General features: G+C 59.0%; 21 protein-coding genes. 19 read left to right on the top strand and 2 right to left on the bottom strand.

Annotated elements, in window-relative coordinates; translation table 11 throughout:
* Positions 1-29 precede the first annotated feature (29 nt).
* Both AC3WTM_RS21725 and AC3WTM_RS21720 read right to left on the bottom strand, forming a co-directional pair.
* Complete coding sequence (locus AC3WTM_RS21725) at positions 30-977, bottom strand: AraC family transcriptional regulator (protein ID WP_219736711.1); 948 nt, start codon at positions 975-977, stop codon at positions 30-32.
* A gap of 280 nt (positions 978-1,257) precedes the next feature.
* A complete protein-coding gene (locus tag AC3WTM_RS21720; protein ID WP_102672766.1) occupies positions 1,258-1,710 on the bottom strand; it encodes a hypothetical protein in 453 nt (150 codons plus the stop codon).
* A gap of 382 nt (positions 1,711-2,092) precedes the next feature.
* Between AC3WTM_RS21720 and AC3WTM_RS21715 the strand changes: the two genes are divergently transcribed.
* The 19 genes from AC3WTM_RS21715 to AC3WTM_RS21625 all read left to right on the top strand — a co-directional run bounded on the left by AC3WTM_RS21715 (position 2,093) and on the right by AC3WTM_RS21625 (position 22,746).
* Entirely contained in the window at positions 2,093-3,850 is a 1,758-nt protein-coding gene (locus AC3WTM_RS21715) for a SulP family inorganic anion transporter (protein WP_102672765.1), read from the top strand.
* A 22-nt stretch (positions 3,851-3,872) separates the two neighbouring features.
* The gene (gene ppk2 / locus AC3WTM_RS21710) at positions 3,873-4,691 is read left to right on the top strand and encodes a polyphosphate kinase 2 (RefSeq protein ID WP_102672764.1); all 819 of its coding nucleotides are present in this window, start codon (positions 3,873-3,875) and stop codon (positions 4,689-4,691) included.
* Between the two features lie 472 nt (positions 4,692-5,163).
* Positions 5,164-5,667, top strand: a complete 504-nt coding sequence (tssB, locus tag AC3WTM_RS21705) for a type VI secretion system contractile sheath small subunit (RefSeq protein WP_102672763.1) — start codon at positions 5,164-5,166, stop codon at positions 5,665-5,667.
* Positions 5,668-5,700: 33 nt separating this feature from the next.
* Positions 5,701-7,239 (top strand): type VI secretion system contractile sheath large subunit, encoded by a 1,539-nt coding sequence (gene tssC / locus AC3WTM_RS21700; RefSeq protein ID WP_102672762.1) that lies wholly within the window; start codon positions 5,701-5,703, stop codon positions 7,237-7,239.
* 41 nt (positions 7,240-7,280) lie between these two features.
* Complete coding sequence (tssK, locus tag AC3WTM_RS21695; RefSeq protein WP_102672761.1) at positions 7,281-8,636, top strand: type VI secretion system baseplate subunit TssK; 1,356 nt, start codon at positions 7,281-7,283, stop codon at positions 8,634-8,636.
* Entirely contained in the window at positions 8,633-9,316 is a 684-nt protein-coding gene (gene tssL, locus AC3WTM_RS21690; RefSeq protein WP_102672760.1) for a type VI secretion system protein TssL, short form, read from the top strand. The genes tssK and tssL overlap by 4 nt, the downstream gene beginning before the upstream one ends.
* 10 nt (positions 9,317-9,326) lie before the next feature.
* Positions 9,327-11,105: an OmpA family protein gene (locus tag AC3WTM_RS21685; RefSeq protein ID WP_102672759.1), complete on the top strand. Its 1,779-nt coding sequence runs from the start codon at positions 9,327-9,329 to the stop codon at positions 11,103-11,105.
* The gene (gene tssD, locus AC3WTM_RS21680) at positions 11,071-11,562 is read left to right on the top strand and encodes a type VI secretion system tube protein TssD (protein ID WP_102672758.1); all 492 of its coding nucleotides are present in this window, start codon (positions 11,071-11,073) and stop codon (positions 11,560-11,562) included. The genes AC3WTM_RS21685 and tssD overlap by 35 nt, the downstream gene beginning before the upstream one ends.
* 149 nt (positions 11,563-11,711) lie before the next feature.
* The gene (gene tssH / locus AC3WTM_RS21675) at positions 11,712-14,366 is read left to right on the top strand and encodes a type VI secretion system ATPase TssH (protein WP_102672757.1); all 2,655 of its coding nucleotides are present in this window, start codon (positions 11,712-11,714) and stop codon (positions 14,364-14,366) included.
* Between the two features lie 2 nt (positions 14,367-14,368).
* On the top strand, positions 14,369-16,783 hold the full coding sequence (locus tag AC3WTM_RS21670) for a type VI secretion system Vgr family protein (RefSeq protein ID WP_492587648.1): 2,415 nt from the start codon (positions 14,369-14,371) through the stop codon (positions 16,781-16,783).
* Positions 16,784-16,799: 16 nt separating this feature from the next.
* A complete protein-coding gene (tla1, locus tag AC3WTM_RS21665) occupies positions 16,800-17,570 on the top strand; it encodes a toxin Tle1 chaperone Tla1 (RefSeq protein ID WP_102672901.1) in 771 nt (256 codons plus the stop codon).
* A gap of 48 nt (positions 17,571-17,618) precedes the next feature.
* The gene (locus tag AC3WTM_RS21660) at positions 17,619-18,050 is read left to right on the top strand and encodes a YceK/YidQ family lipoprotein (protein WP_102672900.1); all 432 of its coding nucleotides are present in this window, start codon (positions 17,619-17,621) and stop codon (positions 18,048-18,050) included.
* 54 nt (positions 18,051-18,104) lie between these two features.
* Positions 18,105-18,626 (top strand): Tli1a family immunity protein, encoded by a 522-nt coding sequence (gene tli1a / locus AC3WTM_RS21655; protein WP_102672899.1) that lies wholly within the window; start codon positions 18,105-18,107, stop codon positions 18,624-18,626.
* A gap of 22 nt (positions 18,627-18,648) precedes the next feature.
* Positions 18,649-18,882 carry a hypothetical protein gene (locus AC3WTM_RS21650; protein WP_173677986.1) on the top strand — a complete coding sequence of 78 codons (234 nt, stop codon included), beginning with the start codon at positions 18,649-18,651 and terminating at the stop codon, positions 18,880-18,882.
* A complete protein-coding gene (gene tli1a / locus AC3WTM_RS21645) occupies positions 18,806-19,309 on the top strand; it encodes a Tli1a family immunity protein (RefSeq protein ID WP_102672898.1) in 504 nt (167 codons plus the stop codon). Before AC3WTM_RS21650 ends, tli1a (AC3WTM_RS21645) begins: the two co-directional genes overlap by 77 nt.
* The gene (locus AC3WTM_RS21640; RefSeq protein WP_178081867.1) at positions 19,297-19,608 is read left to right on the top strand and encodes a hypothetical protein; all 312 of its coding nucleotides are present in this window, start codon (positions 19,297-19,299) and stop codon (positions 19,606-19,608) included. The genes tli1a (AC3WTM_RS21645) and AC3WTM_RS21640 overlap by 13 nt, the downstream gene beginning before the upstream one ends.
* Positions 19,609-19,634: 26 nt before the next feature.
* Positions 19,635-20,138: a Tli1a family immunity protein gene (tli1a, locus tag AC3WTM_RS21635; RefSeq protein WP_492574109.1), complete on the top strand. Its 504-nt coding sequence runs from the start codon at positions 19,635-19,637 to the stop codon at positions 20,136-20,138.
* Positions 20,126-22,483, top strand: a complete 2,358-nt coding sequence (locus tag AC3WTM_RS21630) for a T6SS phospholipase effector Tle1-like catalytic domain-containing protein (RefSeq protein WP_492574108.1) — start codon at positions 20,126-20,128, stop codon at positions 22,481-22,483. The genes tli1a (AC3WTM_RS21635) and AC3WTM_RS21630 overlap by 13 nt, the downstream gene beginning before the upstream one ends.
* Positions 22,483-22,746: a PAAR domain-containing protein gene (locus AC3WTM_RS21625; protein ID WP_102672356.1), complete on the top strand. Its 264-nt coding sequence runs from the start codon at positions 22,483-22,485 to the stop codon at positions 22,744-22,746. The genes AC3WTM_RS21630 and AC3WTM_RS21625 overlap by 1 nt, the downstream gene beginning before the upstream one ends.
* Positions 22,747-22,802 lie beyond the last annotated feature (56 nt).

Raw genomic sequence — 22,802 nt, 5'->3', positions numbered from 1 at the left:
TGTGGGCGAGCAGGCTCGCCCACACATCCTCAATTGGTCGCCATGGGTCGCGTTCGCCGGCCTTTTCTCACGTCTGCGGGACTGATGCCGTAGGCACTCTGGAAATACTGGCAAAACCGGCCGACATTGCTGAAGCCGTGTTGCAAGGCCACGTCTGTCACCGACGGCGCCCCCCCTTGGGACAGCGCGGCAAAGGCGCGCTCCAGGCGTACCTGGCGCTGATAGGCGACGATCGAGGTGCCCATGAAACGCTGAAAACCCTCCTGCAATGCGCGCAGGCTGACGTTGGTCAACTGCGCCAGCTCGGTGCCGCTGGCCAGGTGGTCGGGATGCGCCTGAATGTACTCGACGGCCAGCTTCACATGCCGTGGCGCTATCAGCGGGGAAGGGCGCCGGAGGGCTTCGGTGAAGTTGTGGGGCCAGGCTTCCAGCACCGCATCGACCAGCATTTCGCGAAGCCGCGAAGGCATCAGCGAACCGGTGTTGATCAGCAGGTCGAACTCGGTGCCCGTGGCCAGTTCAATCAACGCCCGGATGCCCTGCAAGGCTGACACATTCAGGTCCACCACCGGCTCGAAATGCACCTTTTGCAGGATAGGCTTGCCCAGCAGCGTCGACAGGCGCTCGGTAATCAGCCGACGGCTGATCGAAATCCCGTGCTGCGCATGATTGTCGACAAAGTGCGCCGAGCGGACCTCGGCCTTGTCGATGGCCAGGCCGATCTGGGCGAAGCCAACCGACTCGGTGACGTGGTTGAAGATGATCTTGCCGGCGGTGGGGATGACGAACGTGATTTCATCAAGGGGGGCGGGAAATGCCACCGTGAAGTCACCGTGAAAGTGCATGCGACGAAAGCTGACACCTTCGTGTCTGCCGTAGACCCCGCCGATGCTGATGCTTTTTGGCGGCTGCGCAGAGTCGGAGTAAAGGTTGCCGAACAGGTTCAAGAACAACGCGCCAAAGTCGTCACAGCTCATGTCGTTGGACCTGATGATGATTTGCTTGCGCGTCGTGCTTGAGTACACCTGTAGTGTCACCTTGAGCGGTTGGGCAAAGCCCGGTACGGGGAACTGCCGATCGGAGTTCGAACGGATGCGGTTCGGGAAAGCGCTAGGACGTTATCAGTGACTAATGACAGGTTTGTTAACGGTTGTTGCCACTATCGTCGCCGGCTCCGTTCACCCGACGCCACCGCTCGCACTGGACAACGGGTGGCACGAGCGGTACCGGGGCGTGGGCGGACTGCAATGGCCGCGGCTATTTCACCGGTTCTGTTGCCTTGATATCCCCGCAAAAAATATCGACGTTGCCATCGGTCGAAGCCGTTCGCACGACCACCGAATACTTGCCGTCAAGCAGGGTTTGCAACGGCACAGGCGCGGTTCTGGTAAAAGACCAGCCGCGTACGGGTTGGCGTTCGGTGTTGACGGTGTCGTTCATCGCGTAGGCGACTGACCCGGGTTGCTGGCAGGTGCCGTTATTGATGAAAGAGTAAAGACGCAGGGGCAGCGTAACCCCCATTGGAGCACCGCTGATGAAGAAACTGAGCCCGGTTTTCTTGTCCCAGTCGGTCAAGGTGACGGTGCCGATCTGACCGGCGTTTTGCCGGGTGGCGACCAGGTCAACGTTCACGCCGTGGGTCGATGAAGTGGTGCAGCCGAAAAGGCTTGCCGCAACCACGAGTGCTGCCAGTGAGGTTTTGAGCTTCATTGCCAAACTCCTGAGTTGAAGAACTGCAATGGGGAGAATTAGCGGGTATAGCTCATTTATCGCTTTCATGACGTCGTCCATACGAGGCTTCCCTTTTCAGGGAGGACGTGTTTGAGGTATTCGAGCTCAATCAACGAATCCCTTCATCGCCGCGCAAACCGGCTACATTTGTAATCTACCGAGCCCGATTGCCCGGACGTTTGCCGGTGTATTCAATCCATGCCCCACCCTTGGAATTTCCTCAACCTGAGCTGATTGCCCGCTGGCACACGCGCTTCGATGCCTTTGAGGGTTTGCAATGGTTGCGCGTGCAGTTAAAGGATTGTGCGGTCAGTCGAGCCCACTCATCATCCGCATGGAAGATTTGCCACTGGAGTGACCGATGAATCAACAAGGCAGCCATCCGCAAGAGCGGATTCCAGGCACTCCACAGCGGAGAACCTTGCGCAGCCTGTTGATCCCGGAGTGGCTCGGCAGCTACCGGCCAGACTGGCTGCGCAGCGATGTGGTCGCCGGGCTGACGGCAGCGGCCGTGGTCATTCCCAAGGCGCTGGCGTACGCCACCATTGCCGGCCTGCCGGTGCAGGTCGGGCTGTACACGGCGCTGGTGCCGATGGTGATCTATGCCGTGCTCGGCACGTCGCGCCCGCTTAGCGTCAGCACCACGACCACCCTGGCCATTCTCGCCGGCTCCGCGTTGGGCCAGATCAGCCCCGATGGCGATGCGGCGACCTTGCTCGCCGGTTCCGCCACGCTGGCCCTGATGGTGGGGGCGATCCTGATTGTCGCGGGGCTGCTGCGCCTGGGTTTCGTCGCCAATTTCATTTCCGAGCCGGTACTGGTGGGTTTCAAGGCCGGCATCGGCGTGGTCATCGTGCTCGACCAATTGCCCAAGCTGTTGGGCACGCACATCGACAAAGGCGGCTTCCTGCACAATTTGGTGGCCACGGTCCAGAGCGTCGGCCATGCCTCGCTGCCGACCGTGGCGGTTGGTGTGTTCATGGTTCTGCTGCTGGTGGGCATGAAGCGTTTTACGCCCCGGCTGCCCGCACCTTTGATTGCGGTGGCGCTTGGCATCATCGGCATGAGCCTGTTTGGCCTGGAACGCTTTGGTGTGTCCGCCGTGGGCGTGGTGCCGATCGGGTTGCCCGCACCGACCCTGCCGGTTTGGTCGATGGCCGAAACCCTGTGGTCCTCGGCCATGGGTATCGCGCTGATGAGTTTCACCGAAACCATCGCGGCGGGACGCGCTTTCGCCCGCAGTGACGAGCCCGCGCCACAACCGAATCGGGAACTGCTGGCCACCGGCGTTGCCAACATCGGTGGCGCGTTTCTCGGGGCCATGGTCGCCGGTGGCGGGACCACCCAGACGGCAGTGAACCGCCTGGCCGGCGCACGTTCGCAACTGGCCGCACTGGTCACCGCTGCACTGGCATTGGGCACGTGCCTGTTGCTGGCACCGCTCATTGGCCTGATGCCCAATGCCACGCTCGCCGCCGTGGTGATCGTGTATTCGGTGGGCCTGATCGAGCCGGCTGAATTTCGCGAAATCCTGTCGGTTCGCCGTACCGAATTTGCCTGGGCCGTGGTGGCCATGATCGGCGTGATATTGCTCGGCACGCTGCAAGGGATCGTCGTGGCGATTATCGTCTCGTTGCTGGCCTTGGCCTACCAGGTCTCGGACCCACCCGTGCACGTACTGGGGCGCAAGCCCGGCACCAATGTCTATCGCCCGCAGGCCACCGATAACGCAGACGACGAACACTTTGACGGGTTGCTGTTGCTCAGGCCCGAAGGACGGGTGTTCTTCGCCAATGCCGAGCGCATCGCCGACAAGATCCGACCGCTGATTGACGAGGCAAACCCCAAGGTCGTGGTTCTGGACCTGCGCAGTGTGTTCGACCTGGAATACACCGCGCTGAAAATGCTCACCGGCGCGGAGCAGCGCATGAGTGAGAAAGGCATTTCACTGTGGCTGGTGGGCATGAGTCCGGGCGTACGGGACATGGTCATCAAGGCACCCCTGGGCCATGTGCTGGGCGAGTCGCGCATGTTCCTGAACCTGGAAGAGGCGGTTGAACATTATCAGCGCAGTCGACGCGCAATGAACGTGTCCGGGGGAACTCCGGACGCTATGTGACGCATTGAAGGAGGTAACAGGTATGGCAAAGAAGAAGGCGGCAACCAAAAGCAAACCGGTCGAAAGCGGCAAGCTCAAGAACAAGGATTATCTCGAGGAACTGGCACGGCTGCATGTCGAGATGGTCAAGCTGCAGGAGTGGGTGCAGCACACGGGCGCCAAGATTTGCATCATCTTCGAGGGCCGTGATGGCGCCGGTAAGGGTGGAACCATAAAGGCGCTGACCGAACGGGTCAGTCCGCGGGTGTTCCGGGTGATAGCCTTGCCGGCACCGACCGACCGGGAAAAAAGCCAGATGTACCTGCAACGTTATCTGCCGCACCTGCCGGCGGCCGGTGAAGTGGTGATCTTCGATCGCAGCTGGTACAACCGCGCCGGTGTCGAGCGGGTCATGGGCTTTTGCAGCAAAGAGCAGGTGCGCACCTTTCTCACCGTGGCGCCGCGAGTCGAGCAGGCGCTGGTCGAATCCGGAATCATCCTGATCAAATACTGGCTTGAAGTGAGCCAGGAAGAACAGACCCGACGCCTCAAGGCGCGTATCACCGACGGGCGCAAGATCTGGAAACTGTCACCCATGGACCTCAAGTCCTATAACCGCTGGTACGACTACTCCCGTGCCCGGGACGACATGTTCAAGTACACCGACACCAAATTCGCCCCTTGGCGGGTCGCCAACTCCAATGACAAGCGGCGGGCGCGACTGAACATCATCAGCGATGTGCTGGGCAGCATTCCTTACGAGGATGTACCGCGGGCAAAAGTGAAACTGCCCAAACGCCAAAGTCCCGGAAACTATCGGGATCCGAACTATCCGTTCAAGTACATCGCAGAGAAATTCTGAAGTCTGCCTGGTCTGTGCTGCCTGTTCCCGGTCCTGGATCGGGCGCAGGCAGTCCTGACATCCCCCCCCGTGGTTTTCCTGGAAAACCGTATCGACTGGTTTCACCGCGACTGCATTGGGTCGCCTTCAAAGCACGCCAACAGGCTATTTGTAGGACGATTCTTAAATAGCGTAGGGAAATTACTTTTTATAGTGAGAGTAAGTTCCCGGTGCGGTGTGCGTTTGGTCTTTATATGCTTGTCGTGGGTAGTATGACTTCGTACGATAGTTCACCATTGCCTCCTGAAAGTTTTAAGCTTTTGTTTCATTGATTGCACTTTCACTTCAGAAGGTTCATTTTTTTGCGGCCGAGAAAAGGTCGCGAGTGATGGCTGTTAGTTTATCTGGATATGTCAATGCAATGGCTGAACCAGATTTTTGTAGTTGATTATTTGTAACTGTGCATGCAGTTACAAATATCCATGGAGGATTTATGGCTTCTGGTAGTTTTCAAAATGAAGTGCCCAAGGCTCGGGTCAACATCAAACTCGATTTGCATACTGGCGATGCACAGAAAAAAGTCGAATTGCCGCTCAAGTTGATGGTGATGGGCGACTACAGTAACGGCAAGGAACAGCGGCCGTTATCGGAGAGAAACAAAGTCGCAATCGACAAGAATAACTTCGATAGCGTATTGGCCGAGTTTTCTCCCGAGATCAAGCTGGCGGTGGCCAATACCCTGGTGGAGGATGCCAGTGAAGCTGCGGTCGATCTGAGTTTCCGGAGCATGAAGGATTTCGAGCCAGAACAGGTGGCTCGGCAAATTCCGCAACTGCGCGCACTGCTGGCCATGCGTAACCTGCTGCGCGACCTCAAGTCCAACCTTCTGGACAATGCCACCTTCCGTCAGGAACTGGAGCGCATCCTCATGGACGAGGCACTGAGTGACGAACTGCGAGGCGAGTTGGCTTCGCTGGCTTCGGAACAAGTTCGTTAATTCACCTCGTCTTGTTTAAAGGAAAGTTTAAAAATGTCTATCGAGCATTCTCACGCGCAGTCGCGCGGCACTACAGTGTTGCCTGAAGAAAACCAGGGTGTGTATGGGGCGTTGTTTGGCAAGATCAATCTGAGTCCGGTAAAAGTTCTGGGCGAAATTGAGGTGTTTCAAAGTTCTGAGGCACTGTCGGACGTTTCTGTCGATGAACGTGTGACAGCCGCTGTCAGTGTTTTTCTGAAGTTGATAAAGCAGTCTTCGCGCAAAGTCCGGCGTCTGGACAAGACACTGCTGGACGAACATATCGCGTCGCTGGATGCACAGATCAGCCGTCAATTGGACGCCGTGTTGCATCACCCGGATTTCCAGCGGGTCGAGTCAACCTGGCGCGGGGTGAAATCGCTGATCGATCAGACCGATTTTCGCCAGAACGTGCGGATCGAACTGCTGGATATCAGCAAGGATCACCTGGTCCAGGATTTCGAAGATGCACCGGAGATCGCGCAAAGCGGTCTGTACGTGCATACCTATACCCAGGAGTACGACACACCGGGCGGTGAGCCGATTGCCGCTGCCATTTCCAACTTCGAGTTCGACCGCAGCCCGCAGGATATTGCCTTGCTGCGCAATATTTCCAAAGTCTCGGCGGCAGCGCACATGCCCTTCATTGGCGCCGTCGGCCCGGCCTTCTTTGGCAAGCGCTCGATGGAAGAAGTGGCCGCCATCAAGGACATCGGCAATTACTTTGATCGTGCCGAATACATCAAGTGGAAAGCGTTCCGCGACAGCGACGATGCCCGTTACATCGGTTTGCTCATGCCCCGTGTGCTGGGCCGTCTGCCGTATGGCCCGGACACCGTTCCGGTGCGCAGCTTCAACTACATCGAAAGCGTCAAGGGGCCGGACCACGACAAGTACCTGTGGACCAACGCCTCGTTTGCCTTCGCTGCCAACATGGTCAAGAGCTTCATCGCCAACGGCTGGTGCGTGCAGATCCGCGGTCCGCAGTCGGGTGGCGCGGTCACCGACCTGCCGATCCACTTGTACGACCTGGGCACTGGCAATCAGGTGAAGATTCCTTCGGAAGTGATGATTCCGGAAACTCGCGAATTCGAGTTCGCCAATCTCGGTTTTATCCCGCTGTCGTACTACAAGAACCGTGACTATGCGTGCTTTTTCTCGGCCAACTCCACGCAGAAACCGGCGTTGTACGACACCCCGGAGGCCACCGCCAACAGTCGGATCAATTCGCGCCTGCCGTACATCTTCCTGCTGTCACGCATTGCCCATTACCTGAAGCTGATCCAGCGCGAAAACATCGGCACCACCAAGGACCGGCGTCTGCTGGAGCTGGAGCTGAACAAATGGGTCAGTGGGCTGGTGACCGAGATGAAGGACCCGGGCGACAACTTGCAGGCTTCGCATCCGCTACGCGCTGCCAGGGTGAGCGTCGAAGACATCGAGGACAACCCGGGTTTCTTCCGCGTCAAGTTGTATGCCGTGCCGCATTTCCAGGTGGAAGGCATGGACGTCAATTTGTCGCTGGTTTCGCAGATGCCCAAGGCAAAAGCCTGAGTCCTGTTCACACCCAAACCACTGCGTAGGGATTCGACCTCATGAAAATCGACCGCCCCTTGTGGGCCGCGGGGGCATTGCTGTCCCCGCAGCAATTCCAGCAGCAGGCGCTCTGGGAAGCCTGGGCCAACGAGTGTCTGGCTCGTCTGACGCTGGTGCACCCTTGGGGCGTCCAGGACGTCGGGTTTGACCTGGAAGCACTGCGCCTGGGCAAGCTCAAAGCCACGCACCTGTGCCTGCGCATGCCCGACGGCACCTTGATCGACACCCACCATGTCGATCGGCTGCCCCTCGGGCTGGAGCTGTCGCGCCTGCTGTCCGACGATATTCAGGCGGCGACATTGCTCCTGGCCTTGCCACTGGAACAGGCCAATGGCAATAACTGCCTGTTCGACGCCGACAAGGCTGATCGACCCACCCGTTATCGCCAGGACTGGCGTCAGGTGCAGGATATTTACGCCGATGAGGTGCAATCGATCGGCGTACTGGAACACGTGCTGAGCCTGCGCTTCGATCACGACGAAAACGGCGATTACCTGACCTGCCCGATCGCGCGCCTGGTGCGCGACGGGCAGGGCGCATGGAGCCTTGACCCTGATTATCTCCCGCCGCTGCTCAGTTTCGCGGCGCACCCGGGGCTGCTGACGCAACTGGATAACCTGTTGGCCCAGTTGTCCTCCAAGCGTCAGCGGCTGATGGGCATGCGGCGCGAAAGCAACCAGCGAATGGCCGACTTCGCCGTGGCCGACGTGTCGTTATTTTGGTTGCTCAATGCCTTGAACACCTACCAGCCGGTATTGGCCGATTTCAAGGCCTGGCCTGCGCGGCACCCCGAGCAGGTCTATCTGGAGCTGACAAAGCTGGCCGGCAGTCTGCTGACCTTTTCCCTCGAGCACGATGTCGAGCAAATTCCGCCTTACCGCCATGAACACCTGGAAAGCGTATTCCCGCCGCTGTTGCGCATGATCTCCACATTGCTGGAGGCCAGTCTGCCTTCGCGCGTCATCGCCCTGACACTGGAAGAGAGCGCCGCCAACCGTTGGCAGGTGCGGCTCGACGACGCCCGTCTGCGTGAGCGCGACAGCGCCGATTTCTACCTGTCGGTGCGTTGCCGCCTGCCAGCCGCGCAGTTGCAGAGCCAGTTCCCGCGTCTGTGCAAGATCGGCACTCCGGACGAAGTCGATCAACTGGTCAACGCCGCGCTGGATGGTGTGCCGTTGCAGTCCCTCAGCCATGTGCCAGCGGCCATCCCCCTGCGCCTGGAAAACCAGTACTTCGCTCTTGATCTCAATCACGCCAAGGGGCAAGCCATTCTGGACCAGGGCATCTGTGCCTTCTACGTCCCGAGCACCCTGTCCGAGGTGAAACTTGAACTGTTCGCGGTACTGCGCGCATGAACCTGATCGAAACAGAAAAGCAGACCGCAATGGCGGTAGATATCGACGCGTTGTTGCAAGACAGCTACTTGCTGGTGGTCGAGTTGCGGCAAGGGGCCTCGGCGCAGAACAGCGATGAGATCAAAGCGCTGTGCGTGAAGCAGGTCGAGCACGTTCGCCAACGGCTCATGGATGCCGGACAGGCACAACGCAGCATCGACCATATCAGCCACGCTCAATGCGCACTGCTGGATGAAACCATGCTCAACCTTGCCGACAACGATGCTCGTTCCAAGTGGGCCAGTGAACCTCTGCAAGCCAGGTTTTTCAATCGCCACCAGGCCGGGGAGTTCCTGTACGAGGATATGCGCGAGGTGCTGCGCGAACCTGCGCCGGACCTGCATGTGCTGACGGCTTTCCAGCGGATATTGACCCTGGGTTTTCGCGGCCGTTATCGCGATGTGAATGACCCCGAGCGTGAGCAACTGCTGGCCGACCTGAATGCGCGGGTCGCACCGCTGAAACTGCGTCAGACATTGACCGCACCTGCCAGTGCCAGCCATGGACTAACGGCGCTGCGCTGGTTGCGCTCACCGCTGGTCAACGTCCTGGCTGTCGGCCTGTTGCTGGTCGGTATCTGGTACGGGCTCGACCAGCTTTTGGGTGGTCTGGTCGCGACGTTGCTATCCGCAGAAACCTGAGGTGGGGCAAATGACGCTCAAACTCAAACAAGGGCTTTGGCTGTGGGCGGGGGCACTTGCCCTGATGCTACTGGTCATCATCCCGCTGGGTGGATGGGGCCGTGTCACCGTGGCCATGATCGTTGTCGGCTGCGTTGCGCTCGCTTGTGTCCGGGCCGCGCGTCAACGGCAATTACTCGGCTCGGTCGATAACCTGACGTTACCACCGGCGGCGTACCGTCATCCGGTGGTAATGGTGTGCGGTGATGGCTTGGCCGGTCTGTTTGGCGGGTCTTGCACCGACCATCCGGCGTTGCGTTTGACCGAGCAGGGTTGTTACCTGCGGGTCTCCCGTGCGGAACAGTTGCCAGGACTGATCGACACTGTCATGGCCTTGCGTCCCGAGTGGGGCGGGCAGCTCAGCGTTATGTTCATTGTCAACCCGGGCGAGCACAGCGATGCGGCGGTATTGGCCGGGCAAGTGCGCACGTTCAGTTATCAGGCCGGACTGATTCGCAAGCGTGGCATCGCGCTGCCGCTGATACTCGTCAGCTACCTGCAATCGTCGGCAAGCAAAGAAGCCTGGTTCAGTTGGGAAGCAGGCCAGGGCCATTGCAACATTCGTCAGGCGGGTGCCTGCCTCATGCCGAATGACTGGCATCGGCTGCCGGCTGATAACGCAACCTGCACGCTTCGGTTACAGGCCAGCATCCAGCTCAACAGTGCGGCTGCCTGGCTGGATGAGTATGTCCTGCCGCACTTCGCTACTCGTGAAGATCGCCTTCCTGCTGGCCTGCCGCTGGTCTGCGCCAGCACCTTCGTATCGACACTGCCCGGCTACATGACCGGCAACCTGTGGCAACAATGGCTGCGGGGCAAGACCGGGCTTCTGGACACCGATGCGCAGGTGCAAGCGCTGGATGCGCCGTTGCCGTTCCCTGATCCCTTGCTGAATCTGCTGCCGGTGCAGGCCCGACATTTACCGATGCGTCGCGCAAGTGTGATCGCGTTGTGGCTGTTTGCAGTCGCCGCCATTGTCGCCCTGACCAGCTCGGCCTGGCAGAACACCCTGCTGCTGCGTCAGGTCAGCGATGACCTGCTGCGTTATGCGTCCATTGCCCCGACGGAACGTCGCGATCAACCCGAGTTCGCCCTGCGGGAGGAGGCGTTGAGCGTGCTGCGCGAGGACGCCGTGCGCCTCGACAGTTACTACCGCCAGGGCGAGCCCCTGGCACTGGGCCTTGGCCTGTATCGCGGCGAACAATTGCGCGCCGGGCTGCTGTCGACCATCGCCAACCACAGGCAACCGTCGGTAGCCCCGATGCCGGCGCGAACGGCGCGAACCGTGCGCCTGGACAGCCTGTCGTTGTTCAGCAGCGCCAGCGCCCAACTCAAGCCTGAATCGACCAAGGTGCTGATCGACGCCCTGGTCGGCATCAAGGCCCAGCCTGGCTGGCTAATCGTTATCGCCGGGCATACCGATGCCGTGGGCAGCGACGAACACAATCTGCAGTTGTCCCGTGCCCGCGCGGCAGCGGTGCGTGAGTGGATGCAACGCATGGGCGGCATTCCCGACAGCTGTTTCGCCGTGCAGGGCTTTGGCAAGAGCCAGCCCATCGCCAGCAATGACACCGAGGCGGGGCGTCAAGCCAACCGTCGCGTCGATATCCGTCTGGTACCGGAAGTGGGGGCCTGCGCGCTTCCCACGGCCGGGGCCGACGTACACCCCCCTGTCGCAAACGCGGCATTTTTGGTTCTGAGAAAAGGAGCTTCACATGGCAACTCCCATACACCTGTGGCTGACAGATGACGGCGGCGCGGACGTTAAAGGTTCGTGCAGCGTACAAGGGCGCGAAGGCAGCATCGAAGTCGTCAGTCAGGATCACGACGTGTCCGTCCCTACCGACGACAACACCGGCAAGTTGACTGGCGCACGGATCCATGCGCCTTACTCGTTTACCAAGTTGGTCGATGCTTCCACCCCCTACCTTTACAAAGCGGTAACCACTGGCCAGACCTTTAAAAAGGCTGAATTCAAGTTGTATCAAACCAACGAGGCCGGTCACGAAGTCGTGTTCTTTGTCACCACGCTTGAAAATGTCAAGGTGGTAAAGGTTGCTTCGAAAATGCACGACATCAAGGATCCGACGAAAGAGAAGTACGACTATCTGGATCAGGTTGAGTTGCGCTACGAGAAAATCACCTGGCTCCACAAGGACGGCAACCTCAAACACGACGACTCGTGGAACGAACGTTCCAGCGCATAACCCTGGACGGCCAGCAGGCAGCCTCTGCCTGCTGGCGCCGGTGTGCTGGGCTGAGCGCCCGTTCGCGGACGTTCACCCCAGCCCATCCTGACCCTTTCCCTTGGCACAACCGACCATAGGCTGGACCTCCAGCACAAGGACGTACCCCCATGACACACAACTCCACGCGCTTGCTTCGCCGCCTCAATCCTTACTGCGCCCAGGCGCTCAGTGCGTCGGCCTCGTTGTGCCAAAACCGTGCCCATGGGCGGATCAGTATCGAACACTGGCTGCTCAAGTTGCTGGAGCAAGGCGAGGGCGACCTGACGCTCATCGCGCGCCGTTATGAATGGGACATGGATGCACTTTGGCGCGGTTTGCTTGACCATCTCGACACGCTGCCGCGCAGCGTGCAAAGCAAACCGCAGTTGTGCGGCAAGTTGCAGAAGCTGATCGAGAACGCCTGGCTGCGAGCCTCGCTGGAAGGCCATGACAACCTGCGTTCGGCACACCTGCTCGGCGCGTTAATGGACAGTCCGGACCTGCTGGCTTGCGAAGCGGCCTGGCCAATACTGAGCCTCAGCGAAATCCAGTTGCAGCAGTTGTTTGTCTTGCTCGATCAACACTCCGAGGAACGCCCACAGGTACAACAGCAAAGCGCCCTGGACCCGCTCCCGGCGACGCCACTCCCCGACAGTGCCGCGCACGATGCCTTGCAAGCGGTGCTGGACAGGTTCACTCAGGACGTCACCGCGAAGGCGCGGGCAGGGCAGATCGACCCGGTATTCGGACGTGACGATGAAATCCGACAGGTCATCGACATCCTCAGCCGCCGACGCAAGAACAACCCGATCCTGGTCGGGGAGCCCGGCGTGGGCAAGACGGCTCTGGTCGAAGGCCTGGCCTTGCGCATCGCCGAAGGCAACGTTCCGGACAGCCTCAAGTCGGTCAGTGTGCGCACCCTTGACCTGGGGCTGTTGCAGGCGGGCGCCGGGGTAAAAGGTGAATTCGAACAGCGCCTGAAAAATGTCATCGACGCCGTACAGCAGTCGGCCAATCCGGTGCTGCTGTTCATCGACGAAGCCCACACCCTGATCGGCGCCGGCAACCAGGCAGGCGGGGCGGATGCCGCGAACTTGCTCAAGCCAGCCCTGGCCCGTGGCGAACTGCGCACCATCGCCGCGACCACCTGGAGCGAATACAAACAGTACTTCGAACGCGATGCCGCGCTGGAACGGCGATTCCAGGTGGTCAAGGTCGACGAGCCGGACGATGCCAGCGCCTGCCTGATGCTGCGTGGCCTCAAGGCGCGTTACGCCAGCCATCACGGCGTGCACATTCAGGACGCGGCGGTGCAGGCCGCAGTCAGCCTGTCGCGGCGTTACCTCACGGGCCGCCAGTTGCCGGACAAGGCCGTCGACCTGCTCGACACCGCCAGTGCACGCGTGCGCATGAGCCTCGACTGCGAACCGCAGGTGCTGGTCCGACTCAAGGCCCGGCACGCCGCCTTGGCGCTGGAGCAGCAAGCGCTGGAACAAGATGCGCAACTCAATGGCAGCGCCGCCAGCGAACGTTCGACGCAGATCGTCGAGCAACAGGCCGAACTGCAACAACAGCAAAACGATCTGCTGGACCAATACCGTCACGAACTCGACCTGACCCGGCAATTGCTTGACGCACGGCAGGCCGAACCGCTGCGCCGTGACCTCTGCGCGCAGCTACAACAACGATTGCTGCAGGCTCAGGGCAGTCAGCCGATGCTGTCTCTGGATGTCGATGCACGCAGCGTCGCCGAAGTGATTGCCGACTGGACCGGCGTGCCACTGGGCAGTCTGCTCAAGGACGAACAGGTCGGCCTGCTGACCCTGGAACAGCAATTGGCCGAGCGGGTGATTGGCCAGGAACATGCCCTCGTTGCGCTGGCCCAGCGTCTGCGCGCGGCCAAGACCGGCTTGACCGATGAACAGGCGCCGCTGGGTGTGTTCCTGCTGGTTGGCACCAGCGGCGTCGGCAAGACCGAAACCGCGCTGGCCTTGGCGGACTGCCTGTTCGGCAGCGAAAAGTCGCTGATCACGCTCAACCTTTCCGAGTACCAGGAAGCCCACACCGTCAGCCAGCTCAAAGGTTCGCCACCGGGTTACGTCGGTTACGGCCAGGGTGGCGTGCTCACCGAAGCGGTGCGCCAGCGCCCCTACAGCGTGGTGTTGCTGGATGAAGTGGAGAAGGCTCACCGGGACGTACTCAATCTGTTCTATCAAGTGTTCGACCGTGGCTTCATGCGCGATGGCGAAGGGCGCGAAATCGACTTCCGCAATACCGTCATTCTGATGACCTCCAACCTTGGCAGCGATGAACTGCAAAGCGGTCTGCAGGTACACCCCGACGCCTCCGACAGCATGCTGCACGAGTGGCTGCGACCGATTTTGCGCGAGCATTTCCAGCCGGCCTTGCTCGCACGCTTTCAGACCCTGATCTACCGCCCGCTGCTGGCCGACGCGCTCAAACGCATCGTCGGACTCAAACTCGCCCGGGTCGCCAGGCGTCTGCAACACCACTACGGCCTGACCTGCCAGATCGACGATGGACTCCACGCCGCGCTGGTCGCCGCCTGCCTGCTGCCCGACACCGGTGCACGCAACATCGACAGCCTGCTCAACCAGCAGATTCTTCCGGTCCTCAGCCAACAGCTCCTGCAGCGCCAGGCCGCGAAGCACAAAACCCTCGGCGTGACCTTGGGCTACAGCGACGAGGAGGGCATCACGTTGCAATTTACCGACGCACAGCACGCACAGGACGCATCGCCATCCACTGACACGGAAGCCTGACCATGAGCACTGTACTGCGCACCTTCTTCGACCACAGCCGCCACAAACTGCACATCGACGGCCTCGACACCACCCCCGACGTCCTCGCCTTCAAGGGTGAAGAAGGCCTCAGCCAGCCGTTCACCTACACCGTCGAATTCACCGCCAGCGACCTCGACATCGGCGCCGAGCAACTGCTCGGCCAATACGCCCGATTCAGCCTGCACGCCGCGCCGTCACAGGTGCCCCTGATGGCGTGGGAAGTCCCCAACATCAAGCCGCTGCGCACCTTGCACGGCAGGATCAGCCACTGCCGACGCCTGTCCGGCTCGGTCGACGAAGCCCGCTACCAAGTCACCCTGCAACCGCGCCTGGCGCTGCTCGCCCGCGGCCAACAACTGCGCCTCTACCAGCAGCAATCCGTCCCGGAAATCGTCGAAAGCATCCTGCGCAGCCGCCACGCTTTCCTCGGCCAGGACTTCTTCTTCCGCCTGAACCGCGAGTACCCGCGCCGCGAACAGGTGATGCAGTACAACGAAAGCGACCTGGCCTTCATCAGCCGCCTGCTGGCCGAGGTCGGCATCTGGTACCGCTGCACCAGCGACGAACGCCTGAACATCGACGTCGTCGAATTCTGCGACGACCAGCGCGGCTACCAGTTCGACGTCGCCTTGCCAATGCGCTCGCCGTCAGGCTTCAGCAGCCGCGGCGAGGACGCCGTCTGGGCCCTGCAAACCCGCCACCAGGTGGTGGAACAGCAAGTCAGCGTCCGCGCCTATCACCCCCGCGACGCCCGCGCCCATCTCGACGGCGAGGTCGATCAGACCCGTGGCGAACCGACCACCCATGGCGCCCCCCACACCTACGGCGAGGCCTACCACTACGCCGAACCCTACACCGTGCTCGGCAACGCCTACCATCAGGACGAAGACCTGCAAAGCGAGAGCGGCTTCTTCTACGCGCGCCTGCGCCACGAACGCTACCTCAACCAACAGACCCACCTCAGCGGCACCAGCAGCAGCGCCACCCTGGCCCCCGGGCAAGTACTGAACATCAGCGGCGGCGCACCCCAGGCCTTCGCCCCCGGCGCGGTGATCACCCGGCTCACCACCCGCGCCGCCCGCGACCGCAGCCTAGAAGTCAGCTTCGAGGCCATGCCCTACGCCGAACGCCTGTGCTTCCGCCCGCCGGTCCCGGCCAAACCACAAATCGCCGGCACCCTCCCGGCCCGCGTCACCAGCCCCAAGGCCAACGACCCCTACGCCGACATCGACCTGGAAGGCCGCTACCGGGTCAAATTCCTCTTCGACCGCGACACCTGGAAAACCGGCCAGGAAAGCAAATGGCTGCGCCAGGCCCGCTCCTACGCCGGCGACACCCACGGCCTGCACCTGCCACTGATCGCCGGCACCGAAGTGGCGATCGCCTTCGAACAGGGCGACCCGGACAAACCCTACATCGCCCACGCCCTGCACGACGACCAGCACCCGGACCACGTGACCCTCGGCAAACGCGACTACACCCGCAACGTCCTGCGCACCCCGGCCAACAACAAACTGCGCATGGAGGACCGGCGCGGGGAGGAGCACGTCAAGCTCAGTACCGACTATGGGGGCAAGAGTCAGCTGAATCTGGGGCATCTGGTGGATGCCCAGAAGCAGAAGCGGGGGGAAGGGTTTGAGCTGAGGACGGATGACTGGGGGAGCCTGCGGGCGGGCAAGGGGTTGTTCATCAGTGCCGATGAACAGACCAAAGCCTCGGGCGATATGCTCGACATGGGCCCGGCCACCCGCCAGATCGAAGGCGCCCGGCAGCAAATGGCCCAGTGGCAGGAAATTGCCCAGGCCCATAACAGTCGACCACCTGCCATCGAAGGCCTGCACCAACTACAAGCAGACGCCAAAGACCTGTCCGCCCCGGCCATCCTCCTCAGCGCCCCTGACGGCATCGGCGCGGTCACCCCGGTCAGCCTGCTGCTCGATAGCGGCGACGCCATGTACCTGCAAAGCCAGGACGACATCAACCTTGCCGCCGAGCAGCACCTGTCGGCACACGCCAAAAAAAGCATTTCGCTGCTCGCCCAGCGAGAAGGCATGCGTCTGGTGTCCGGCGAGGGTCCACTGGACATCGAGTCCCATGGCGGCCCGATGAACCTGTTCGCCCAGCAAGACATCTCCGTGCAATCGGTACAGGGGCGTCTGGATTTGTTGGCCGAAAAAGGCATCAGGCTCGGCACCGGAAATGTGGGGATCCATCTCGACCCGAACGAAGGACTCCTTTTCGAAAGCCACACCAAAATTCGCTACAGGGGGCAACACATCTGGGAGGGGCCTGGCGGCCAGCGTATCCCGTTGATGGTGTTGCCCAAGTCGGTGTGCGAAGAGTGCCTGAAAAAGGCCCGGAACAAAGCCATCGGTCTGCTGATGCGCCAAGGTTGATTAAGGAGACGTACAGATGAAAACGCCTATCCAATGGCTGGAGCAGATCGAACAGGTGTGCGCCTCAACCGAAGTACAGGAAGTCGACGTTTTGCTCGATCAGGCTGATTGGAGCCATTGCGCGGTTCCCGGGTTGCAGGCACTGAGCCCCAAGGCGCCATGGTTCTCTTTGTTCACGGGTACGCCGGAAGAAAAGCTGCTGGACCAGGCACCGCTGTTGATGCGCCTGGACCTGGCCATTTGGCAACACAAGGCCTGGCTGGAGGAGCTGATCGAACACGGCGCGTCCGAGGCTCGCCTGATGGTCTTGGTCACGTCCCTGCGGTTTCAAGAACTGAGTCAAGCCTTGCAAGCGCTCTTTCAAATGCAGTGGGGCGGGCAGGCCGGCTTGTTGCGTTTTTACGATCCGCGAATCTTTCCCCTGCTGCTGAACACCATCCTCACCAGCGAACAGCGCGCCGAGTTCCTGCAAGTCGCCTGCTGCTGGGGCTGGCTCGATCGCGAAGACCAGCCGCAATGGCTGCCAGGCACTCGCCTGAGGAAGCAGAGCGGCATCGAAGTCAGTCCCTTCGTGGAGCTCAGTGATGAGCAATGCGCACTCATTGGTTGCATCGGCGACGCTCAACAACTGCTCAATGGCGGTGAGTTTGATTATCTGGAGGGTACTCAGGAACAGCGTTTCAACTTGCTGTACTCAATGATCCTGCAAGCCGGCAAGCAAAGTTATTTTGGTGATTTGAGCGACTACGTTCGGCAGAACTTGCCTGTTTCGAGTGTGCAGGTTTGATAGCTATTTAATTCTCGTGGCGCGTTATAGGAATAAAAGGCGAAGGAGATGAACGTGCTGAAACGCATGATGTTTATGCCGTTGTTGGGTGTTGTTTTTTCTATTGTTGGCTGCGGCACGTTGATAGAGCGAGACGCGTCATCGCAGAAAAACCATGGCTCGAACTATTACTATCCGGCCATTCAATATGATTGGGCCATGCTCACGCTCGAAGGCCGCGGAGGTTACGACTACACACCTGTAGTTTGTTATCTGAGTGTCGCGTGCCCCTTCATTATTGTGCTAGGTATGCCCGTGGACTTCGTTGTCGACACGTTGTTATTGCACAGCGACCACAAGAGAAAACTGATCGCTGATCGGGAGTTCGAAGGCTACCTGCTGGATAAATACTGCCAGGCCGATAACGGGCTCCCGGATAAGGAAAGGCTTCAGTTCTATGATCTTGACGTAAATGCCTGTCCAGCCAGAGCGGTGCTTTAGATTCATCGGGATTTTTCCCATGCTGCCTGAAATGAAATAAGGGAGTAAGCGGTAATGGAGATACCTTTGAGAAAAACTATGAAGCGATGGTTGTTGGGCTTGCTTGGATTGGCATTGGTTGGATGCTCCACGGCGGACAATGAAATGGCGGGTGGGAACATACAAGCTGTCAATCATACGTTGAGCAATATTAACTGGCTCTCGGTTAACGGCTATCGGGCCAACGGTGGAGGGGGGCGTTCTTGTTGCATCATCATGCCGACTAAATGGCGGCCAGGTTTGAAGGTGAATATTGAATGGGAAGTCGACCCTGAGCCTTTTGCAAAAATAAAACGAAAAACAACTGGGTTTGGATTTGATGAGGATGCGTGGGCTGCGCATGAGGCGAAGTTTCAGCGCTACAAAACAACTGTGGATATTCCTGAATGGCCGGGAACAAAGTCATGCGACCTTAAAGTGCATTTTTTAACTTGCAATCAAGTCAAGGTGACGACCTCTTGCTGGGCACCAAGCTCGCCTAACTATCCGATTCAAGAAGCTAGGGAGATGAAGGAGCCCGCTGTATGTCCGAAATGAAAAACAACTCAGAAGCTAAAGCGTGGGCGCCCCCAGTTTTTCGGCTACGGGGCGTTTGCCTGGTGATGTTGTGATCGTGACTGACGATTACAAAAAGCTGCATGGGAAAGAATCCCGTAAGGGCTTTTTCCCTTGCAGCCTGAAATTGCATAAGGGAGTGAGCGGTGAGGGAGATAATTATGAAAAAAATAAGGGTGCGATGGTTGTTGGGCTTGTTGGGGCTGGCGTTAGTTGGATGTTCCACGGCGGACAATGAGATGGCGGGAGGTAATCTACAAGCGGTTAACCATACTCTGAATGGGATTAATTGGTTTTCCGTCAATGGGTACAGGGCTCACGGTGGCGGTGGAAGTTCGTGCTGCATTGTTATGCCGCTTAAATGGCGCCCTGGATTGAAAGCCAATATCGAATGGGAAGTTGATCCTCAGCCTTTTGCTGCCTCGCCACCTCTCGGGACTGATGAGTTTAGAGAGTTTATGAAGAAGCATAAAGCTAATTATCGGCGCTACAGCACCACTGTGGACATTCCTGAATGGCCAGGAACGAAGCGCTGTGGTCTGTCCGTGCACTTTTTGACTTGTAATGAAGTCAAGGTAACCAGTTCGTGCTGGTCGTATTACTCACCAAACTACCCCATTAAAGAACCACTGGATATGAAGGAGCCCGCCGTATGTCAAAAGTAAAGAATAATTCAAACGCTAAGGTATGGGCTCCTCCAGTCTTTCCGGTGGAGGGACGGTTGCCTGGTGATGTTGTGACGGTGACAGCCAATTACAAAAAGCAAACCGCCGAGGAGCATGCTCATCATCGAAACGTCAACTCCAAAGGGCAGTCCCAGCGACTAAGTTGTTGCCATAGCCTGCACATCAGTTTGTTCTTCGATGGAAGAAGAACAACGAGAGCGAAAAAAATAATCACCAGAAAGTCTGCATGGGAAAGATTCTCATGCGGAATTTTTCCAATGCAACCTGAAATTAATTAAGGGAGTGATCGGTGACGGAGATGCCTATGAAGAAAACAAGAGTGCGATGGTTGTTGGGCTTGTTTGGACTGGCGTTAATTGGATGCTCCACGGCGGACAATGAAATGGCGGGGGGGAATCTACAGGCGGTTAACCATACCCTGCATGGGATTAATTGGTTTTCCGTTAATGGGTATCGAGCTCACGGCGGAGGTGGAAGTTCATGTTGTATTATTTTGCCGACAAAATGGCGTCCGGGATTGAAGGCTAATATTGAATGGGAAGTTGACCCAGAGCCTTTTGCGGAATCGCCTCCTCTCGGAACCAATGAGTTCAGAGAGTTTATGAAGAAGCATAAAGCTAAATATCAGCACTATAGCGCCACAGTGGATATTCCAGAGTGGCAAGGAACGGATTCGTGTGGTTTAAGCGTACATTTTTTAACTTGCAATAAAATCAAGGTCACGACTTCGTGTTGGGGATACGGATCACCCAATAACCCAATTAAAGAACCCAAACAGATGAAGGAGCCAGCTGTATGTCCAAAGTAAACAATAATTCAAACGCCAAGGTATGGGCTCCGCCGGTTTTTCCAGTGGAGGGGCGTTTGCCCGGTGATGTTGTGACGGTGACTGCCAATTACAAAAAACAAACCGCCGAGGAGCGTGGTCACCAGCGAGGCGTCAATTCCAAAGGGCAGTCCCAGCGGTTCGATTGTTGCCACAGCCTGCACATCAGTCTGTTCTTCGATGGCACTAACAATAACGAGCTCAACGACACAAAGAAAAATCACCCGAGCAATATCGCCAAGCTCTTCCATGCGTCGATTCAAGATGATGATGCGAAGGCGGAAGGCTACTTTTCTTATTACATGCCCGGTGTCGGCACACCGTTTCCGGAAATTGGCGAACTCGATTACAGCGAAAATGGGCTGACGTTCGCGACGGGTGGTGAAGATCGGATCAACTGGGCGTTGGTACAGGTGGTTAGTGCATTGTCCTATGCACTGAAAAACAAAGAAGAAATTAAGCGTACAGACGCCAAGGGCCTGGTCAAAGAAATGAGCACCTGGCGGGGCCCTCTGATGAGTGTCCTGGGTGATGGCAAGCGACGGCGAGTCATGAACGGGCTGCTAGGACCCTTGGAAGCTTGCAAAGAAAAGTCCCGGCTACCCAAGGTGCTGGGAATCAAACTGTACGTATACGGCTTCTCGCGCGGCGCGGCTGAGGCACGCACCTTCGTGACCTGGCTGAGCCAGCTGTTCGATACGCCAACCGGCGCGGCGCTTCCCGAGCAACGTTTGATCGGTCTGCCGGTCAGCGTCGAGTTTCTCTGTGTGCTGGACACCGTCGCCTCGGTCGGCATCGCCCACGCGGCGCCTTTTTTTGCCGGGCACATGGACTGGGCCGATGACAGTCAGTTGCTGCCTGACACCGCGAAATTTCCGAAGTTCGTTAAATGCTGCCGGCACTTCGTCGCGGCCTTCGAGCAGCGCTCGTGCTTTCCGCTGGACTCGATCCGCAACGAGGACGGCCGGTACCCGCTCGACACCTTCGAAGTGGTCTACCCCGGTGTGCATTCCGATGTCGGGGGTGGTTATCCGCAGAATGACCAGGGCAAAGCCCGAGGCGGCACCAATGAGCTGGTGTCGCAGATCGTCCTGCATGACATGTATGCCGAGGCATTTGCGGCTGGTGCACCACTCAAGGTACCGGAAGCAGTGTTACCAAAAACGTTGCAGGACCAAAAGGCGTGGCGAATATTGGGATTAGATACGAAAGAGGAGTTCGACATCAATTCGCAAGTAATCGAACGCTTCAACGCCTGGCGCCACACCCTCCCAGGCATCACCACCGACACCCCCACCAACACAAAACCCTGGGAGTACAAACCACTGCCACTCGGCATCACCGTGGAAGAAACCCTCGCCGATCAACTGGGCTGGATCACCGGCTGGCGCATCGGTCGTTATGCCAATGACCCGTTGCAGAACAACGACAGCTACAAGCATCAGCCGTTTTTCATCCAGGCCAACGAAATCACTGGCTACGAGACCGAACAACAACGCGAGGCCTACGAAAAGCAGAAAAAAATCATCTTCGCCGATCGGCTGAAAGCGCCCGAGGCGGCCACGAACCACCCCGGCCCGCCCATCTACGAACCGCAGATCGACAAGACCCAGCTCAGCGAGGCGGCTGCGGAATTCAAGCGCGACTACAGAGGCTTCGACCGCAAGCAAACCAGTGCGGCCGGTACGATCACCGATGTGATCTTGCGCGACGCCATCTATCTGCTCAACGAAAACGATGAATTGCAAGACCACGCCGCGATCAGGGCCGCAGGTGATCTGCGCACCAAACAATTGTTCCGCGATGACCGAGGCACGCCCAGCACCGACCCGCGCATGGCGCTGGTGGTCGCGCTGTTCGATGACCAGATACACGACTCCCGCGCCTGGTTCATGCATGACGCGTTGAAATCCCGTGAGCTGTGGGCCGGTTATTTCTTCTATCGCATGACGTATTTCGGCAATGCCAACAGCCGGGACCTGGCACCGGTGGTGGTGGCGGGACGAATACTGGGCGTGGCGATGCTCGCCGGTGCAACGGTCTACGGCATCAAGCGCGGTGGGGTGCTGGGCGGCGTTGGCGGGCTGGCTGCTGGCATCGGTGGCGCCACCATCGGCTATCAGGTGATCGACAAGGCGCGGGGTGTGGCGCTGCCGTTCCTGCCGGAGGCCGCGCAGTTGCTCAAACCGACGGCTCATATCGGCCAGGTGGCGGCTGAGCTCAAGCAGCAGATTGCCGAGGAAAACTATGCGCAGATGATCGATCGAACCACCGCCATGTTGCGCGAGGCGGGCAGTTTGTTCGAACTCTCCGGGGAGGACGTGTGATGTTGCCTCTGGTACGCATGGGCGACTCGCTCAGCCCTTTCGGTGGTGAAGTGCTTGAAGGTCACTACGAGGCCTTCGGTATACCGGTGGCCTGCGTGGGGGATCAGGCCCGCTGCGATTTGCACGGCCTGACACGCATCAAGGAGGGCACCTCGATAGCGACCATGGACGACACGCCCATGGCGCTGGATGGGTGCCAGTGTGAATGCGGCTGCCAACTGGTCAGCTCCCTTGCCGCTTCGTCAATGATGTCGGCGCCATGAATCGGGCGCCGCAATACCCGGACGTTATCGAACCTCGCGAGCCCCGTTGGCGACGC

Source organism: Pseudomonas sp. EU05-FHT14B02, from assembly GCF_058791055.1.
Note: the sequence above shows the minus strand (reverse complement) of the source record. Positions and strands in the feature narration are given on the sequence as shown.

Excerpts from the sequence above, each read along its gene's own strand:
- AC3WTM_RS21725 (WP_219736711.1), bottom strand. The coding sequence starts at position 977 with ATGAGCTGTGACGACTTTGGCGCGTTGTTCTTGAACCTGTTCGGCAAC.
- AC3WTM_RS21720 (WP_102672766.1), bottom strand. The coding sequence starts at position 1,710 with ATGAAGCTCAAAACCTCACTGGCAGCACTCGTGGTTGCGGCAAGCCTT.
- AC3WTM_RS21715 (WP_102672765.1), top strand. The coding sequence starts at position 2,093 with ATGAATCAACAAGGCAGCCATCCGCAAGAGCGGATTCCAGGCACTCCA.
- ppk2 (WP_102672764.1), top strand. The coding sequence starts at position 3,873 with ATGGCAAAGAAGAAGGCGGCAACCAAAAGCAAACCGGTCGAAAGCGGC.
- tssB (WP_102672763.1), top strand. The coding sequence starts at position 5,164 with ATGGCTTCTGGTAGTTTTCAAAATGAAGTGCCCAAGGCTCGGGTCAAC.
- tssC (WP_102672762.1), top strand. The coding sequence starts at position 5,701 with ATGTCTATCGAGCATTCTCACGCGCAGTCGCGCGGCACTACAGTGTTG.
- tssK (WP_102672761.1), top strand. The coding sequence starts at position 7,281 with ATGAAAATCGACCGCCCCTTGTGGGCCGCGGGGGCATTGCTGTCCCCG.
- tssL (WP_102672760.1), top strand. The coding sequence starts at position 8,633 with ATGAACCTGATCGAAACAGAAAAGCAGACCGCAATGGCGGTAGATATC.
- AC3WTM_RS21685 (WP_102672759.1), top strand. The coding sequence starts at position 9,327 with ATGACGCTCAAACTCAAACAAGGGCTTTGGCTGTGGGCGGGGGCACTT.
- tssD (WP_102672758.1), top strand. The coding sequence starts at position 11,071 with ATGGCAACTCCCATACACCTGTGGCTGACAGATGACGGCGGCGCGGAC.
- tssH (WP_102672757.1), top strand. The coding sequence starts at position 11,712 with ATGACACACAACTCCACGCGCTTGCTTCGCCGCCTCAATCCTTACTGC.
- AC3WTM_RS21670 (WP_492587648.1), top strand. The coding sequence starts at position 14,369 with ATGAGCACTGTACTGCGCACCTTCTTCGACCACAGCCGCCACAAACTG.
- tla1 (WP_102672901.1), top strand. The coding sequence starts at position 16,800 with ATGAAAACGCCTATCCAATGGCTGGAGCAGATCGAACAGGTGTGCGCC.
- AC3WTM_RS21660 (WP_102672900.1), top strand. The coding sequence starts at position 17,619 with ATGAACGTGCTGAAACGCATGATGTTTATGCCGTTGTTGGGTGTTGTT.
- tli1a (WP_102672899.1), top strand. The coding sequence starts at position 18,105 with ATGGAGATACCTTTGAGAAAAACTATGAAGCGATGGTTGTTGGGCTTG.
- tli1a (WP_102672898.1), top strand. The coding sequence starts at position 18,806 with ATGAAAAAAATAAGGGTGCGATGGTTGTTGGGCTTGTTGGGGCTGGCG.
- AC3WTM_RS21640 (WP_178081867.1), top strand. The coding sequence starts at position 19,297 with ATGTCAAAAGTAAAGAATAATTCAAACGCTAAGGTATGGGCTCCTCCA.
- tli1a (WP_492574109.1), top strand. The coding sequence starts at position 19,635 with ATGAAGAAAACAAGAGTGCGATGGTTGTTGGGCTTGTTTGGACTGGCG.
- AC3WTM_RS21630 (WP_492574108.1), top strand. The coding sequence starts at position 20,126 with ATGTCCAAAGTAAACAATAATTCAAACGCCAAGGTATGGGCTCCGCCG.
- AC3WTM_RS21625 (WP_102672356.1), top strand. The coding sequence starts at position 22,483 with ATGTTGCCTCTGGTACGCATGGGCGACTCGCTCAGCCCTTTCGGTGGT.